This window comes from Gordonia jinghuaiqii, assembly GCF_014041935.1.
Taxonomy (GTDB): domain Bacteria; phylum Actinomycetota; class Actinomycetes; order Mycobacteriales; family Mycobacteriaceae; genus Gordonia; species Gordonia jinghuaiqii.
In genome coordinates, this window is sequence record NZ_CP059491.1 from 1,003,972 (window position 1) to 1,020,225 (window position 16,254).

Annotated in this window: 15 protein-coding genes; 12 read left to right on the plus strand and 3 right to left on the minus strand. The window is 69.0% G+C overall.

Going from position 1 to position 16,254, the window contains the following annotated elements:
• Positions 1 to 20: 20 nt before the first annotated feature.
• The 9 genes from H1R19_RS04480 to H1R19_RS04520 all read left to right on the plus strand — a co-directional run bounded on the left by H1R19_RS04480 (position 21) and on the right by H1R19_RS04520 (position 8,165).
• Positions 21 to 275: a glutaredoxin family protein gene (locus H1R19_RS04480; protein ID WP_219850663.1), complete on the plus strand. Its 255-nt coding sequence runs from the start codon at positions 21 to 23 to the stop codon at positions 273 to 275.
• Positions 276 to 396: 121 nt separating this feature from the next.
• Complete coding sequence (locus H1R19_RS04485) at positions 397 to 1,218, plus strand: redox-sensing transcriptional repressor Rex (RefSeq protein ID WP_188329744.1); 822 nt, start codon at positions 397 to 399, stop codon at positions 1,216 to 1,218.
• Positions 1,215 to 2,621 (plus strand): glutamyl-tRNA reductase, encoded by a 1,407-nt coding sequence (locus H1R19_RS04490; RefSeq protein ID WP_188329621.1) that lies wholly within the window; start codon positions 1,215 to 1,217, stop codon positions 2,619 to 2,621. The genes H1R19_RS04485 and H1R19_RS04490 overlap by 4 nt, the downstream gene beginning before the upstream one ends.
• Positions 2,618 to 3,562, plus strand: coding sequence for a hydroxymethylbilane synthase (hemC, locus tag H1R19_RS04495; RefSeq protein ID WP_188329622.1), 945 nt, complete (start codon positions 2,618 to 2,620; stop codon positions 3,560 to 3,562). Before H1R19_RS04490 ends, hemC begins: the two co-directional genes overlap by 4 nt.
• A 48-nt stretch (positions 3,563 to 3,610) precedes the next feature.
• Positions 3,611 to 5,284, plus strand: coding sequence for a bifunctional uroporphyrinogen-III C-methyltransferase/uroporphyrinogen-III synthase (locus H1R19_RS04500; RefSeq protein ID WP_188329623.1), 1,674 nt, complete (start codon positions 3,611 to 3,613; stop codon positions 5,282 to 5,284).
• A gap of 1 nt (position 5,285) precedes the next feature.
• Positions 5,286 to 6,263 (plus strand): porphobilinogen synthase, encoded by a 978-nt coding sequence (hemB, locus tag H1R19_RS04505; RefSeq protein ID WP_188329624.1) that lies wholly within the window; start codon positions 5,286 to 5,288, stop codon positions 6,261 to 6,263.
• A gap of 83 nt (positions 6,264 to 6,346) precedes the next feature.
• Positions 6,347 to 7,165, plus strand: coding sequence for a hypothetical protein (locus tag H1R19_RS04510; protein ID WP_188329625.1), 819 nt, complete (start codon positions 6,347 to 6,349; stop codon positions 7,163 to 7,165).
• Positions 7,162 to 7,602 carry a hypothetical protein gene (locus tag H1R19_RS04515; protein ID WP_219850664.1) on the plus strand — a complete coding sequence of 147 codons (441 nt, stop codon included), beginning with the start codon at positions 7,162 to 7,164 and terminating at the stop codon, positions 7,600 to 7,602. Before H1R19_RS04510 ends, H1R19_RS04515 begins: the two co-directional genes overlap by 4 nt.
• A complete protein-coding gene (locus H1R19_RS04520) occupies positions 7,599 to 8,165 on the plus strand; it encodes a DUF3093 domain-containing protein (RefSeq protein WP_219850665.1) in 567 nt (188 codons plus the stop codon). Before H1R19_RS04515 ends, H1R19_RS04520 begins: the two co-directional genes overlap by 4 nt.
• On the opposite strand, the gene H1R19_RS04525 is transcribed toward H1R19_RS04520, so the two are convergent.
• Both H1R19_RS04525 and H1R19_RS04530 read right to left on the minus strand, forming a co-directional pair.
• The gene (locus tag H1R19_RS04525; protein ID WP_219850666.1) at positions 8,147 to 8,857 is read right to left on the minus strand and encodes a hypothetical protein; all 711 of its coding nucleotides are present in this window, start codon (positions 8,855 to 8,857) and stop codon (positions 8,147 to 8,149) included. The two genes, H1R19_RS04520 and H1R19_RS04525, sit on opposite strands and share 19 nt — an antisense overlap.
• A gap of 94 nt (positions 8,858 to 8,951) precedes the next feature.
• A complete protein-coding gene (locus H1R19_RS04530) occupies positions 8,952 to 9,866 on the minus strand; it encodes a manganese catalase (RefSeq protein WP_188329629.1) in 915 nt (304 codons plus the stop codon).
• 326 nt (positions 9,867 to 10,192) lie between these two features.
• Here H1R19_RS04530 and H1R19_RS04535 point away from each other — a divergent pair, with 326 nt between their 5' ends.
• Positions 10,193 to 11,470, plus strand: a complete 1,278-nt coding sequence (locus tag H1R19_RS04535; RefSeq protein ID WP_188329630.1) for an amidohydrolase — start codon at positions 10,193 to 10,195, stop codon at positions 11,468 to 11,470.
• A 10-nt stretch (positions 11,471 to 11,480) separates the two neighbouring features.
• Here the strand turns inward: H1R19_RS04535 and H1R19_RS04540 are convergent, their stop codons facing one another.
• Positions 11,481 to 13,538 (minus strand): acyl-CoA dehydrogenase family protein, encoded by a 2,058-nt coding sequence (locus H1R19_RS04540; RefSeq protein ID WP_188329631.1) that lies wholly within the window; start codon positions 13,536 to 13,538, stop codon positions 11,481 to 11,483.
• 220 nt (positions 13,539 to 13,758) lie between these two features.
• Between H1R19_RS04540 and H1R19_RS04545 the strand changes: the two genes are divergently transcribed.
• Both H1R19_RS04545 and H1R19_RS04550 read left to right on the plus strand, forming a co-directional pair.
• On the plus strand, positions 13,759 to 15,438 hold the full coding sequence (locus H1R19_RS04545) for an AMP-binding protein (protein ID WP_219850667.1): 1,680 nt from the start codon (positions 13,759 to 13,761) through the stop codon (positions 15,436 to 15,438).
• A gap of 56 nt (positions 15,439 to 15,494) precedes the next feature.
• A complete protein-coding gene (locus H1R19_RS04550) occupies positions 15,495 to 16,205 on the plus strand; it encodes a TetR family transcriptional regulator (RefSeq protein ID WP_219850668.1) in 711 nt (236 codons plus the stop codon).
• Positions 16,206 to 16,254 lie beyond the last annotated feature (49 nt).

Here is a 16,254-nt window from a genome sequence, read left to right on the forward strand (position 1 = left end):
CGCTGCGAAAATGGTCTCCCATGACGTTGGAACTGCTGACCCGTGCGGGATGCCAGGCCTGTGCGGCGGCCCGCCTCGACCTGGCGCGGATCTGCGCCGACCTGGGTGTCGAGTTCACCGAGGTCGACGTCGACCGTGCCGCCGCAGACGGAAGCCCCGACATCCGCGCCGAGTACGGCGACCGGCTGCCGGTGGTCCTGCTCGACGGCGACGAGCACAGCTACTGGGAGGTCGACGAACCCCGTCTGCGGGCCGACCTCGCCGCGCGGGCGTGAGCGGGCGCTAACACACTCCCGCGAACCTCGTGCCCCCATGTGAACAGATTCACACGCGGGGTTATATCCTCGAACGATCGCGGTGGAAGCCGGGAGTGAGTCGGGAGACGTGGGGGTGAGCGTGGGCGCCGATCGTCCGAAGTCAGCCGATGCAGACCCTCCCGCGCCCGTCGCGGACGCCGGCACGATCCCCGAACCGACCGTCGCGCGGCTCGCCACCTACCTGTACGTGCTGCGTTCATTCAGCCGCCGCGGCGTCCTGGTCGCCTCCAGCGGCGAGCTGGCCACCGCCGCCGGGGTCAACCCCGCGATCTTGCGCAAGGATCTCTCGTACGTGGACGCCAAGGGTGTGCGCGGCGTCGGATACGACGTCGGACGGCTCACCGCCCGCATCTCGATGACCCTGCACACCGACAGCATCCACACCGTCGCCCTCGCCGGCGCGGGTCAGCTCGGCCGTGCGCTGCTGGCCCACACGGGCTTCGGCCGCGGCTTCCGGGTGGCCGCCATGTTCGACGCCGATCCCGCGCTCGCCGGCACCACCCTGGAACCCGAAGGTCCCGTGGTCGCGCCCCTGGCCGACATCGCGGCGACCTGTGCCCGGGTGTCGCCCGCGATCGAGATCGCCGTCGTCGCGACCGCCGACGACGACGCCCAACGGGCCTTCGACGCCTTCGTCGAGGCGGGTGTCCGGCAGGTGCTCAACGTCACGCCGGTGGCGCTGACGACGGAGTCGGATGTTGCCGTCAGACAAGTTGATCTAGCCTTGGAACTACAGGTACTGGCGTTCCAGGCCTCTCGTGGCACCACACAGGCCCCCACGCAGGCTCGACGGAACGACCTCAAGGACTCCTCACGCAGCGACATCAAGTCGTCGCGCGGGGTGAAGGCGGCCGACGGACGCCAGGGAAATGCAATGGGTGAAGAAACGGTGACAGCGTGAGTGTTCTGTTGTTCGGGGTGTCGCACCGTAGTGCGCCGGTCGAGGTGCTCGAGCGGTTGGCGGTCTCCGACCACGACCGCCCCAAACTGGTCGACGAGTTGCTCTCGTCGCGGGCGATATCGGAGGCCATGCTGGTCTCGACCTGCAACCGCGTGGAGATATACGCGGTCGTCGATGCCTTCCACCCGGCGCTCGAGGCCGTGGGCGCGGTCCTCGGCGACCACTCCGGCATGACGGTCAACGACATGACCCGCCACGCCTACGTCCGGTACTCCGAGGCCGCCGTCGAGCATCTCTTCACCGTCGCCGCGGGCCTCGACTCGCTGGTCGTCGGTGAACAGCAGATCCTGGGCCAGATCCGCAACGCCTACCTCAGTGCCGACACCAACGCGTCGGCCGGGCGCGTCCTGCACGAGCTCGCCCAGCAGGCGTTGCGCGTCGGCAAGCGGGTGCACTCCGAGACCGGCATCGACCGCGCGGGGGCCTCCGTCGTGTCCGTCGCACTGCACCGCGCGAAGACGGTCCTGGCCGACCCGACATCCGATGAGCCGGTCATGCGCCGCGCCGTGGTGGTCGGCGCAGGCGCCATGGGTGGCCTGGCGACCGCTCAGCTGGCCCGTGAGGGCGTCACCGAGATGGTCGTGGTCAACCGGACCGTCGAGAACGCCGCGCATCTCGCCGAGAACATCAGCGCCAATCACGGCATCAAGGTCACCGGCGTCGGATTCGACGACCTGCCCGCCGCGATGGCCGCCGCCGATGTCGTCGTCACCTGCACCGGTGCCGTCGGTGCGGTGGTCAGCGTCGGCGACGTGCACGAGGCCCTCGCGGCCCGCGCCGGCGCCGGCACGGGGCGGACTCAGGGCCGCCCGATGCCGCTGGTGATCTGCGACCTGGGCCTCCCACGCAACGTCGACCCGGCCGCCGGGCGACTGCCCGGCGTGCACGTCGTCGACATCGAGGGTCTGCGCGGCGACTCGGCCACCCAGGCCGCCGAGAACGACACCCTCGCCGCGCGGTCGATCGTCGCCGCCGAACTCGCCGACTACCTCACCCACCAGCGTCAGGCCGAGGTCACCCCGACCGTCGCCGCACTCCGTCAGCGCGCCGCCGACGTGGTGGAGGCCGAGATCCTGCGTCTCGAGACCCGGCTGCCCGACCTCGAGGGGACGCAGCGCGACGAGATCACCAAGACCGTCCGTCGCGTCGTCGACAAGCTCCTGCATGCGCCGACGGTGCGTGTGAAGCAGCTGGCGTCGACCCCTGCCGGCGATCACTACGCCGAGGCGCTGCGCGAGCTGTTCGAACTCAAACCAGGTGCGGCGGAGGCGGTTTCGGCTCCCGATCACCTCGGTCCGCAATCAGGTCCCACGGACCGCGTCGTCGAGCAGGGTGACCGATGAGCACAACTCCCACCGCGCCGATCCGGGTCGGTACGCGGGGCTCCCTGCTGGCCACGACCCAGGCGCAGACCATCGCCGACGCGCTGACCGCCGCCGGGCACCCGGCCGAGCTGGTCATCATCAAGACCGCGGGTGACGCCTCGGCGGCACCGGTGGCCGAGATCGGCGTCGGGGTCTTCACCACCGCCATCCGCGTCGCGCTGCACAACGACGAGGTCGACGTCGCGGTGCACTCCTACAAGGACCTGCCCACCGCGCCCGAAGAGGGCCTCACGATCGCGGCCGTCCCCACCCGCGAGGATCCCCGGGATGCCCTGGTCAGCAGGGACGGACTGGTGCTGGGGGAGCTGCCTCCGGGATCGGTCATCGGAACCTCGGCGCCCCGCAGGGCGGCACAGCTTAGGGCATTGGGTCTCGGTTTGGAAATCCGCCCCCTAAGAGGCAACCTAGATTCTCGGTTGGGCAAAGTCGCCAGCGGCGAACTCGACGCAGTCGTGGTCGCCCGCGCCGGACTTGCGCGCATCGGGCGGACCGACAGGGTCACCGAGGCGCTCGATCCGGTGGTCATGCTGCCGGCTCCGGCGCAGGGTGCACTCGCTGTGGAGTGCCGCTCAGACGATGCCGAACTGGTGAGAATTCTCGCCGAGTTGGACGACGAGTCCACCCGCGCGGCCATCGAGGCCGAACGGGCGGTGCTGTCGGCTCTCGAAGCCGGTTGCACCGCACCGGTCGGTGCGATCGCCGAGGTGGTCGAGTCGATCGATGAGGATGGGCACATCTTCGCCGAACTGTCGCTTCGCGCGGCAGTGGCGGCCGAGGACGGATCGGATGTGATCCGCGCCTCGGTGGTGGGTCCGGTCGATCGCGCTGTTCAACTTGGCAAGGGTCTCGCCGCCGAACTGCTGGAGCTGGGAGCGGGCGAACTCGTCAACTCTCCCTAGCAGAGAACGAACTGCAGCCCTCTGAGGAGGGCAGGAGAGTGCGAACCCATGAGCCGTACGAAGAAGGCAAACCCCGGACGGATCCTGTTCGTGGGGTCGGGTCCAGGAGATCCTGACCTGCTCACCGTGCGGGCACGCACCGTGATCATCAACGCGACCACGGCCTACATCGACCCCGATGTGCCCGCAGCGGTGGTGTCGCTGATCGGTAGTGCACATCGCGATGAACCAGCCCCAGACACCCGTCGGTCCACCAAGAAGGCCGACAAGCCCGCCGACGACGCCGACACCGGTGACGCCGCCGAGGCCAAGGATGTGCCGGCCCCCGAGGCCGACGCCCCGGCCGAGGAGGAGTCGGTGGTGCGCCCGGCACTCGGCGACCCGGCCGAGGTCGCCAAGACCCTGGTCGCCGCGGCCCGCAACGGCGACGATGTCGTGCGGGTGGTGGCCGGTGACCCGCTGACCACCGACTCGGTGCTCGCCGAGGTCAACGCCGTCGCGCGGACCTCGGTGACCTTCGAGGTGCTCCCGGGCCTGCCCGCGGCGTCGGTGGTCCCGAGCTACGCGGGCATGCCGCTGGGCTCCACGCACACCGAGGCCGATGTGCGCGGCGAGGTCGACTGGGCGGCCCTGGCCGCCGCACCGGGCCCGCTGGTGCTGCACGCGACGTCGGGTCACCTGGCCGAGACCGCGAGTGCACTCACCGAGCACGGCATGGCTCCGCAGACCCCCGCCGCGATCACCATCAACGGCACCACCTGCGCCCAGCGGACCATCGAGGCCACCCTCGCCACCCTCAACGAGCAGGGCAACGCGCTGACCGGTCCGCTGGTCGTCACCATCGGCAAGGTCGTCGGCGCCCGCGGCAAGCTCTCCTGGTGGGAGTCGCGCGCCCTGTACGGCTGGACCGTGCTGGTGCCGCGCACCAAGGACCAGGCCGGCGACATGAGCGAGCGCCTCGTCAGTCACGGCGCGATGCCCAAGGAAGTGCCGACGATCGCCGTCGAACCGCCCCGGAGTCCCGCGCAGATGGAACGCGCGGTCAAGGGTCTGGTGGACGGCCGCTACCAGTGGGTCGTGTTCACCTCGACCAACGCGGTCCGCGCGGTGTGGGAGAAGTTCGCCGAGTTCGGTCTCGACGCCCGGGCCTTCTCCGGGGTGAAGATCGCCTGCGTCGGCGAGGCCACCGCAGAGAAGGTGCGTTCCTTCGGTATCAACCCCGAACTCGTGCCGTCGGGTGAGCAGAGCTCACTCGGGCTGCTCGAGGAGTTCCCGCCCTACGACGACGTGTTCGATCCGGTCAACCGGATCCTGCTGCCGCGCGCCGACATCGCCACCGAGACCCTCTCCGAGGGTCTGCGGGACCGCGGCTGGGAGATCGACGACGTCACCGCCTACCGCACCGTGCGGGCGGCACCGCCGCCCGCCGAGACCCGCGAGATGATCAAGACCGGCGGTTTCGACGCGGTCTGCTTCACCTCGAGCTCCACGGTCCGCAACCTGGTCGGTATCGCCGGAAAGCCGCACGCGCGCACCATCGTTGCCTGCATCGGCCCCAAGACTGCCGAGACGGCAACGGAATTCGGTCTGCGCGTGGATGTGCAGCCGGAGAACGCGTCGGTGCTCGAACTGGTCGACGCGCTCGCCGAGCATGCCGCCCGACTGCGTGCCGAGGGTGCACTTCCGCCCCCGCGCAAGAAGTCTCGTCGGTCGCGTTCCTGACATGTCACCCGTGATCCGGCCCCGGCGACTGCGGACCACCCCGGCGATGCGCCGGCTGGTGGCCGAGACCACGCTGGCACCGAGGCAGCTGGTGTTGCCGATGTTCGTCGCCGACGGCATCGACGCCCCGCGTCCCATCTCCTCGATGCCCGGCGTCGTCCAGCACACGATGGACTCGTTGCGGGCCGCCGCCGCGCAGGCGGTGGCGGCCGGCGTCGGCGGGCTGATGTTGTTCGGGGTGCCGCGCGCGGAGGACAAGGACGCGACCGGCTCGGGGGCCGACGCCGATGACGGCGTCCTCAACCGGGCCCTGCGGATCCTGTCCGACGACCTCGGCGATGCCACCGTCCTGATGGCCGACACCTGCCTCGACGAGTTCACTGATCATGGTCACTGCGGGGTCGTCGACGGCCGCGGTCGGGTCGACAACGACGTGACCCTCGAGAGGTACATCTCGATGTCGCTGGCGCAGGCACGCGCCGGTGCACATCTGCTCGGTCCGAGCGGGATGATGGACGGCCAGGTTGCCGCCATCCGCGCCGCGCTCGACGCCGAGGGGTTCGCCGACACCGGAATCCTCGCCTATGCGGCCAAATATGCCTCGGCGTTCTACGGTCCGTTCCGCGAGGCCGTCGGGTCGTCGCTCGAAGGTGACCGGCGCACCTATCAGCAGGACGCCGCCAACCGGATCGAGGCACTGCGCGAGGTGCGGCTCGACCTCGAGGAGGGCGCCGACATGGTGATGGTGAAACCGGCCATGAGCTACCTCGACATCGTGCGCGACGTCGCCGAGATGAGTGACGTACCCGTGGCGGCCTACCAGATCAGCGGCGAGTACTCGATGATCACCGCCGCCGCCGAACGGGGCTGGATCGACCGGGACGCGGCGATCCTGGAGTCGCTGACCTCGATTCGCCGGGCCGGGGCGTCGATCATCCTGACCTACTGGGCGGCCGAGGTCGCCGAGCGGCTGTCCTGACCGCGGTCGTCCTGACCGACGTCGGCCGGCCCGCCGTCGTGCGGCCTGACGCTGTCCCGGGTGGGGTTCACTAGGCTGGACCCATGTCCGCACCGTTCGACCCGGCCCGCATGCCACCCGATCCGTTCGAGTCGTCGAAACCGAAGATCCCCGACTCCGTCTCCATCGCCGTCGAGCTGTGGGTGGCGGTGGTCGTCGGGCAGATCGTGGCGCTGTTCGCGCAGACGGGAACGTTCGTCGACACCGTGCGCGACCAGGTCCGTTCGGCGCCCCCGGAAGGTGTGACGTCCGACCAGCTCGAGTTCATGACGTCGTCGGGCTTCGTGGTCGGTGTCCTGGTCGCGATGTCGGTCTTCCTGACCGCGATCACCGCGCTGATCGTGTGGTTCACCCGCAAGGGGTACAACTGGGCGCGCATCGTGCTGTCGGCGATGGGGGTCTACGTCGCGGTCAGCCTGCTGTTCTCACTCTTCGCAGGCAACACCTCGCCGGCGTGGGCGATGGTCCCGCTGGTGATCAGCGGCGTCGCGGCGCTGGGTGCGACCGTGCTGCTGATGCGCGGGGACTCGGAGACGTATTGCCGCACGATGGCCGCCGCACGCAAGCCACAGCCGGTCCTCCCGTCGTCGACGCCGTATCCCGGCGCACCCGGCCAGAATCCCTATGGCCAGAATCCGTACGGCCAGAATCCGTACGGGCAGAACCCCTACGGGCAGAACCCCTATGGCCAGAACCCGTACGGCCAGAATCCGTACGGCCAGAATCCGTACGGCCGGTCCGGCACCCCGTCCCAGCACGCCGCGCCCCCGGGTGACAGCCCGTATGGTGACAGCGAACATCGTGAGAAGGACGCCTCCGAGCGGCATCCCGACAGCCCGAGCGAAGGACCGAAGAACCAGTGACAAGTCCCGACCCGGAGCAGCGTCCGAAACTCGTCGTCTGGGCCTACCGGTGCTGGCTCGCATCGGGTGCGCTGCTCGTCCTGCTGGGCGCGCTCGTGGTGATCCTGTCGGCGGTCGCCGACTCGGGCACCGTCGCCTCCGGGGTGCTCGGTGTGATGGTCATCGTCGTGGGCGTCGCCTATGTCCTGCTCGGCAGCAAGGCCTTCACCGGCGACGTGCGATGGCGGTCGTCGCTGTCGGCGTTGACGCTCGTCGTCGTCGCGATGCTCCTGTTCCTCAGCGTCGGTCTCGGATCTCCGCTCTTCGCCCTTGCGTTGATCGCCGCGCTCATCGGCCTCTTCGGGTCGCTGCTGGCCTACCGGCCGGACCCGGAGACCTGGTACACCGGCAAAGCCCCCGAACCCAAGAAGTCGCGTCCGCGCAAGAAGAACCCGTGAGCGACGACGAGATCTCCGACGCGGACCCGGGTGAGGTTCTGTTCCACGAGTCCGGCGGCAGTCGCTGGGTGGTCCTCATCGGACCGCTGCTCGTGGGGGCGGTTCTCCTGATGGAGATCCTGGGTCCCGGGCAGGTGCACTGGCCGGTGCTGGCGGTGTTCTTCGTGGTCCTGTTCGGGTTCTCGCTCGTGCAGGTCACCGCGGCGCGACGCCACGTCAGCGTCGAACTGACCGAGACGGCCCTGCGTCAGGGCACCGTGACCACCCCGCTGGCCGACATCGAGAAGATCTTCCCGCCCAACCACGGCCACGCCCCCGAGGACTGGGAGAGCAGCTCGGCGCTCGGTGAGCTGCACGGCGTACCGCGCAGGCGCCGGGGCATCGGTGTGGAACTGGCCGACGGCCGGCTCGCACAGGCGTGGGCGCGCGATGTCGAGCGGCTCCGCAGCGAACTCACCCAGGCCCACGAGGCCGTGCGCCTGGGATTACCTCCCAAGGGAACAACGAAGGCTTCCGGGAAACGCCTCCCGGACAAGCCGACCGATCAGGACGCCACCGAATGACGTCCGGCCCGGCTGTCGCGGTAGGCGCGGCGTCGTAGGTCGCCCAGCCACGACGGCGCGAACTCGACGCCGTCCGGTTTGTGCAGGATCGGATCGAAGTCGACGTCGAGACCGGTCAGGAGATGATCGAGTTCGATGCGCGCGATCGGTACGAAACGTCGGCTGCCGGCTTCGAGGATGATCACGATCGGCTTGTTCTGCCGCACGAAGGCGGCCAGATCCTCGATCGAGAGTCCCGAGGCGTCGGCGGGCTCGAGAATGCGGGCGCGAATCCAGTACAGCTCACCGTCGTGGCGGTACGGCGTCAGGCTCGAGACCTCGGTGGCCCAGTGAGTGGTCGGCAGCGGTACCGGGAGCCGTCCGGACAGCGGTGCCGGCCCCGCGAGCAGGAGGTCCCACGCACCCGCCGCGGTGGTGCCCGGCGAACGCGCGGCGGTGGCGGTGTCGGTCGCGGGCGACGATGAGGCGGGAAAACGGATGGCGAGGCCGACGATGTCGGGCAGCCCGCCGGGCGTGCCGATCCCCTTGGACACCCGCACCGACACCGGGCCGCTGCGGAAGGGGAGCGGATGGTCGCCGGAGACCGCGGCACTACCGCCGCAGAGCAGCCCGTCGGGGTGGAACACCCGCGCGTGGCGGAGCGCGCTGAGCCAGCCGAACGGCGCGGTGATCAGGTCAGGAAGTGTGTTCATCGTCAACTCCGGGTGGTCGAGGGAGGACGAGCGCGGCCCGGCCGTGAACCCATGCGGGCTCACGACCGGGCGCGCACTGCGTCACCGAACTGACTTATCCGCTCGGATCGGGATCGACGACGTCCTTGATCTTGCCCATGAGGCCCTTCTCCGTGCCGAACTTGGGCTTCTGCGGCGTGCCCATCGACCCGTCGTAGGTGACGTAGAGCTTCGGGTCCGGCGGGGGACCGGACTGGCGGTCGCCGAGCGGCTGCGGATCGGCCAGGAACTTGAACTCGTGCGCGCCATCGGGGGTGGGGCCGCTGGCCCAGCCGCCCTTGTCCGAGTCCGCACCGTCGGACAGGTGCCACAGGGTGCTGGCGTGCTCGCTGTACTCCTCGTCGAAGAGGTCGTTGGGAGCGATGGTGCCCTCCAGGCCGTCGGCCTTCAGCTCCTCGATGCCCTTGAGCCAGAGATTCTGATGGAAGGTGTCACGAGCCAGGTTGAAGCGCAGCATGTCCTTGACGCCAGGGTCGTCGGTCATGTGCCAGAGACGTGCGGTCGCCACACGACCCTGGGCTTCGGCGGTCACATTGGCGTGGAAGTCCGCGAGCAGGTTGCCACTGTGTGTGATGTAGCCGCTGTTCCACGGCACGCCGTTGCTGTCGGCAAGGCGGGGTCCGCCGCCGGAGAAGACGGCCTGCGTGGGATCCGAGCCACCCAGCACCGCCGCGACCACCGGATCGCCGAGGGCGTTGGCGGTGGAATCGGTGACCGGAGCACCTTCGAGCAGGCGGGCGACCATGGTGGCGATCATCTCCACGTGACCGATCTCCTCGGTCGCGATGTCCATGATCATGTCCTTGTACTTGCCCTTCATGCGGCAGTTCCAGCCCTGCATGAGGTACTGCATGGTGACGGTCATCTCGCCGTAGGCCCCGCCGAGCAGCTCTTGGAGTTTGCGGGCGTAGACGGGGTCCGGCTTCTCCGGCTTGACGTCGAATTGCATGTAATCGGTGTGGCGGAACATGAATTCCCCTCACGAAATGGTGTTGTCACCCGAGATGGGTCGTTCGGCGGCATCGGCGAAGTCGGGGTGGGAGACGGCGGCTCGCCATGTTGCACACCCGACGCGGCGGTTTGCTGCACGACGTCGGTCTCCATGGGATGCCCGATGCGACAGGGTTCAAACAATTCGGATCGTGGAACGGGGGATGCCGATCCCGAACCCGGAAAACGCGATCGTGAAGTGCGGGTTGCGGGCACACTGGCAGATGTACGCACACCGTGCCCGCGGACCTCGCCCGCACGCCGACCAGCCGCCGGGTTCTCCTCCCGGCAGAGTTCGAGGCTCACATGACGACAACCGGTGCCACCACAATCTCCGACATCGCCATCGACCCGGGCCTGGTCGATCTGTACAAGGATCTGCACCGGCATCCGGAGCTGGGTTTCACCGAGCACCGGACTTCCGGCATCGTCGCCGAACGGCTGGGCGCGGCCGGATTCGAGGTGACCACCGGCGTCGGCGGGACCGGCGTGGTCGGGGTGCTGCGCAACGGGACCGGGCCCACGGCGCTGCTGCGCGCCGACATGGATGCGCTGCCCGTACGCGAGGACACCGGTCTCGACTACGCCAGCACCGTCACCTACACCGACGCCGCCGGCAAGACCGTGCCGGTGGCGCACGCGTGCGGTCACGACCTGCACACCACCTGCCTGCTCGGCGCCGCAGCGATCCTGGCGGGGGACCGGTCGTCGTGGCGGGGCACGCTGCTGACCGTGTTCCAGCCCGCCGAGGAACTCGGCTCCGGCGCCCAGTCCATGGTCGACGACGGGCTGTTCGACCGGTTCCCGAAGCCCGACGTGGTGCTCGGCCAGCACGTGGCACCGCTGCCCGCAGGCACCATCGCCGCCCACCCCGGCCCGGCCTATGCCGGTTCGGATTCGCTCCGCGTGCGGTTGGTGGGGCGGGGCGCCCACGGCTCGATGCCCGAGGCGTCGGTGGATCCGGTGGTGCTCGCCGCGTCGACGGTGATGCGCCTGCAGACCATCGTCTCCCGCGAGATACCCAGTACCGCAACGGCTGTGCTCACCGTCGGGTCGATCCACGCGGGCGACGCCGCGAACGTGATCCCCAACACCGCCGAGATCCAGCTCAACATCCGCAGCTACGACGCCGCGGTGCGGCAACGCATCCTCGACGCGGTCGGCCGCATCGTGGCGGGGGAGGCCGCGACAGCGGGTGCGCCCGACGACCCGACCATCACCGAGATCGAACGGTTTCCCGTCGTCACCAACGACGCCGCGGCACTGGGCACGACGCTCGGTGCGTTCGCGGAGTGGTTGGGGGAGAACATGATCTTCGACCCGGGTGCCGGGGCCGGCAGCGAGGACGTGGGCATCCTCGCCACCAGCTCCGGTGCGCCGCTGTCCTATTGGCTGCTGGGCGGCGCCGACCCGACGTTGTTCACGACGCTGGGGACGGGGCCGGCGCAGTCGATCCTGACCGACCCCGCCCTGCTGAGCATCCCGTCGAATCACTCACCGCACTACGCGCCGGTGATCGACCCGACGCTGACCATCGGGGTGCGCGCCCTCATCCTCGCGGTGAGGACGTGGCTACCGGGTTGAGCCGTGCGCTCTAGCCGTTGACGAGCATCGGTGCGCGCAGCAACTCCTCGGGCACGCCGAAGGCGTCGACCAGCGACCGCGCGTGCGGGCGCAGTTCCTGGCACAGCTCGTTGACACCGCGTCGGATCGCCTTGGCGCGCTCGACCGAGATGTGCCGGTGCATCAGGAACCACGACAGGTCGTCCTCGAGTGCGGAGTAGACGAACAGGTCGCAGACCTTGCCCAGAAGTTCAGCGGCCGAACGGGAATCGCAGCTCCCGATCGCCTCGATGAAGGCTTCGAGTACGACTCGTTCGATGTGTGCCTGGCCGACCTTGAGCAGGTGGTCCTGCGCGTTGTTGAACACCTCGAAATCGTCGTTCTCGTCGTCGAGCGCCCGGCGCAAGCGCTGGGCGCAGGTGCGCACGAGGTGGTCCTCGCGATCGCGGAACAGCCTGATCTGGGTGCTGCGGTCGGTCAGTGCCGACTTCTCGGTGTCCTCGTCGGAGCTGTCGAGCAGTGTCTGCACCACCTGGCGCACCGCAGTCTTCTCGACGACCACGTCGCGCGCCATGCCGGCGATGAACCGCACCCAGCCGCCGGCCGAAAGGCCCTGCACGTCTTCGGAATACGCCGACAGCAGTTCCTTGGCGATCAGCTGCGTCATGATCGTGTTGTCACCTTCGAAGGTGGTGAACACGTCGATGTCGCCGCGCATGATCGACAGCTGGTTCTCGTCGAGATAGCCTGCACCGCCACAGGCCTCCCGGCTGACGTTGATCGCATGCGAGGCGTGCCAGGTGGCGTAGGCCTTCAGGCCTGCGGCCTGGCCCTCGAGCTGACGCTGCCGGCCGGCGTCGGAGTCGTCGGGTGCGACCGACTGGACCTCGTGCAGCTCGGCGACGATCTCGTTCTGGGCGAACGCGATCGCATAGGATTTGGCGATGAGCGGCAACAGCTTTCGCTGATGACCCAGGTAGTCCAGAACGGTGATCTCGTCGGTGGCGTCGGGCGCCTCGAACTGCTTGCGGATCAGACCGTAGCGGGTGGCGAGGGTGAGGGCCTTGCGGCCCGCGGCACCTGCGGTGGCCGCGACGCTCACCCGGCCGCGGATGAGGGTGCCGAGCATCGTGAAGAAGCGGCGGTTGGCGTTCTCGATCGGCGAGCTGTAGCTGCCGTCGTCGGCGACGTCGCCGTAGCGGTTGAGCAGGTTCTCCGCCGGGACGCGGACGTTGTCGAACATGATGCGACCGTTGTCCACACCGGCGAGCCCGCCCTTGTAGCCGCAGTCGCTGGTGGTGACACCGGGCAGATCGTTGCCGTCCTCGTCGCGAATGGGCACCACGAGACAGTGCACGCCGCGTCCGGACGGCTCTTCGTCGGGGCCGCCGGTGATCAGCTGTGCGAACACCGCGGCGTAACGGGCGTGCTCGGCGGCGCCGCCGATGTAGTCCTTGCGCGACGACGGGGTGGGGGAGTTGATCACGAACTCGCGGGCGGCCGGGTCGTAGGTCGCGGTGGTCTCGATCGCCTGGACGTTGGACCCGTGGCCCGTCTCGGTCATCGCGAAGCAGCCCAGGACGTCGAGGTCGATGATGCCGGGCACGTACTTCTGGTGGTGACGTTCGGTGCCGAGGTTCTCCACGGCCCCGCCGAACAGACCCCACTGCACGCCGGCCTTGACCATCAGTGACAGGTCGGCGTAGCCGAGCATCTCGATGGCGGTGATCGACGCACCGATGTCGCCGGTGCCGCCGTGGTCTGAGGCGAATCCTGCCGCGGCGAAGCCCTGTGATGCCAGCTCCCGCATCACCTCGAGGGTGTGCGCACGGGCCTGCTCGAGGGTGCGCGAGGGGTCGGGGAGCAGGTCCGCGCGGTTGGAGTTCTCGCGCACCGTGTCCCTGGTCGAGCGCCAGCGGCCGTCGAGGACGTAGCGCAGGTTGTCGACGAGAAGTGCGCGTTCCTCGGCCGACAGCTCGTCGTCGGCGGAGACATCGGCCGTGGGCACCGGATCGTCGATGGTGGGTTCTTTCGCGATCGGGGTGGACGGGGTGGTCGTCGGTGAGGGACTCTCGGTGGGAGTTGCCATGTATCCACCGTACGTAGTGCTCACAGGTCCTCCGCCGGGAAACCCGCTTTTTGGGGTACCCGCTACGGCCTGCGGCCACGCACCAAACCGGTCACGTTCGCGGCGTCGGACCCCCTCTTCGGGGGGTGTCGGCGTCGTGGTGTGACCGATACCCTTCATGCCCGTCGTAGCAAGGTGCCGTCACATCGGCGGAACCGGTGACACGAGGCACGGAGGAAAGATGTCGGAGTTCACCCCAGATCCACTCGCGGCCGACGCGGGGCCGGCGACCGCCGACTGGGAGGGCGCGAACCGTTCCGAACTGACCCCGCTCCGCTTCCTCGAACGTTCCGCGGCGGTCTTCCCTGACCGCGAGGCCATCGTCTACGGCGAGCGCCGGTACTCCTATGCCGAGTTCGGCGACCACGTCCAGCGCCTGGCACGGGTGCTGCGCGAGGCGATCACACCGGGAGATCGCGTGGCCTATCTGGCTCCGAACATCCCGGAGATGCTGATCGCGCACTACGCGGTGCCGCTGGCCGGCGGGATCCTCGTCGCGCTGAACTCGCGGCTCGCCGGTCCCGAGCTGGTCTACATCCTGCAGCATTCCGGCGCCACGGTCCTCTACTTCGATGCCGAGTTCCGCGACACCGTCGCCGCGATCATCGACGACGTGCCCGCCGTCGGCACCGTCGTGGAGATCGCCGACCCCGAATTCGGGCAGACACCCGGGCCGGTGGCCGATGCGGGCATACCCGGACTGGTGTCCTACGACGACCACCTCGCAGGCGCGGATGCCCTCGACCCGACGCCCATCCCGTGGGTCGTCGACGACGAGGACGCGATCATCGCGATCAACTACACCTCGGGGACCACCGGAAAACCCAAGGGCGTCATGTACACCCATCGCGGTGCCTACCTGAACTCCTTCGGCGAGACCTTCCACAACCAGTTCACCGGGGCGTCGCGGTACCTGTGGACGCTGCCGATGTTCCACTGCAACGGCTGGTGCACCCCGTGGGCGGTCACCCATGCCGGCGCGACGCACATCTGCCTGCGTGCCGTGCGCGCCGACGCGATCTGGGATGCCATCGAGCAGCTCGGGGTCACTCACATGTGCGGCGCGCCGACGGTGTGTACGACGATCGTCGGCTCGCCGCGCGCCCACCGGCTGGACACCCCGCTGCGCATCACCACCGCGGGCGCGCCGCCGTCGCCGACCGTGATCGGTGCGCTCGAGGCGATCGGCGTGACCGTGGTGCACGTGTACGGGCTCACCGAGGTGTACGGCCCGTACACGATCTGCGAGTACCAAGAGGCCTGGGACGCACTGGAACCCGGCGAACGAGCCACCAAACTCTCCCGTCAGGGGGTTGGCATGGTGCAGGCCGAGACCGCCCGGGTGGTCGTGCAGGAGCAGCTGCCGCTGACCGATGTGCCCGCCGACGGCGAGACGATGGGCGAGATCGTCCTGCGCGGCAACAACGTGATGGCGGGCTACTTCCGCGATCCCGACGAGACGCGGAAGGCGTTCGCGGGCGGCTGGTTTCACACCGGCGACCTCGGCGTGATGCATCCCGACGGCTACATTCAGCTGCGTGACCGCGCCAAGGACATCATCATCTCCGGCGGCGAGAACATCTCGACGATCGAGGTCGAGCAGGCCCTCGTCAGCCACGACGCGGTCGCCGACGTCGCGGTCATCGGTGTGCCCGACGAGAAGTGGGGCGAACGGCCCCGCGCGTACGTCCTGGTGGTGGCGGGTCAGACGGTGACCTCCGACGACCTCATCGCACACGGCAAGCGGTTGCTCGCGGGCTACAAGGTGCCCCGCGACATCGTGTTCTCCGAGGATCTGCCGCGCACACCGACGGGCAAGGTCCTCAAGGCGGAACTGCGACAGCAGGCGGCCGGCTCCTGACACCGATTTCTCGCACGCGTGCCGGCGTCGGCACGCGGTGTGGTGATACTTGACCCATGTCCGTAGCCGATACCGACCCCGCAGGCTTCCGCATGCTGGTGGTGGCCGAGTCCATCCGGTTGTTCGGCGAGCACGGATACGAGTCGACGACCGTCGAGCAGATCGCGGCCGCGGCGGGGATCTCGCGACGCACGTTCTTCCGCCAGTTCGGGTCCAAGGAGGACGTGATCTTCGCCGATCACGAATCGCTGCTCACGCAGGTCGGCGAAACGCTCGACTCCTCGACCGGCGACCCCTGGACCGCGGTGTGCCGGGCCGCCGAGGTGGTGTTCGCGCACTTCCGGCGAGACCGCGAACTCGCCGTCCGCCGCGCACAGGTGGTCCAGGAGGTGCCGGCCCTGCGCGACCGCGAACTGGTCACCACCTACCGCTACCAGGGCGCCTTCGAGGACTTCCTGCGACGACGCCTGCCCGACGAGCCGCCCGTGCACATCGTCGCCTATGTCGCGGCGATCACCGGCACCCACAACTACCTGCTCCGCCAGATGATCAGGGGAGACGCCGCCGCCACCCCGGATCGGCTCCGCGCCGAGCTGGCGCGGGTGTCCGTGGCACTCGGTGTCGAGAGTCCACGATCGGTGGCGTCGGCTCTGTCGGACGATGCAGGTGAACGAGCCGGGCGCGAGGTCACCGTGGTGACCTATCCGGCGGGCACATCGCCCGCGGAGATCGCCCGCCGGGTGGCCGATGAGCTGGGCAATCCCTGATCTCGACGAACTCGGGCGGGACATTGCCCGCCGATTCGAGGACAATCGG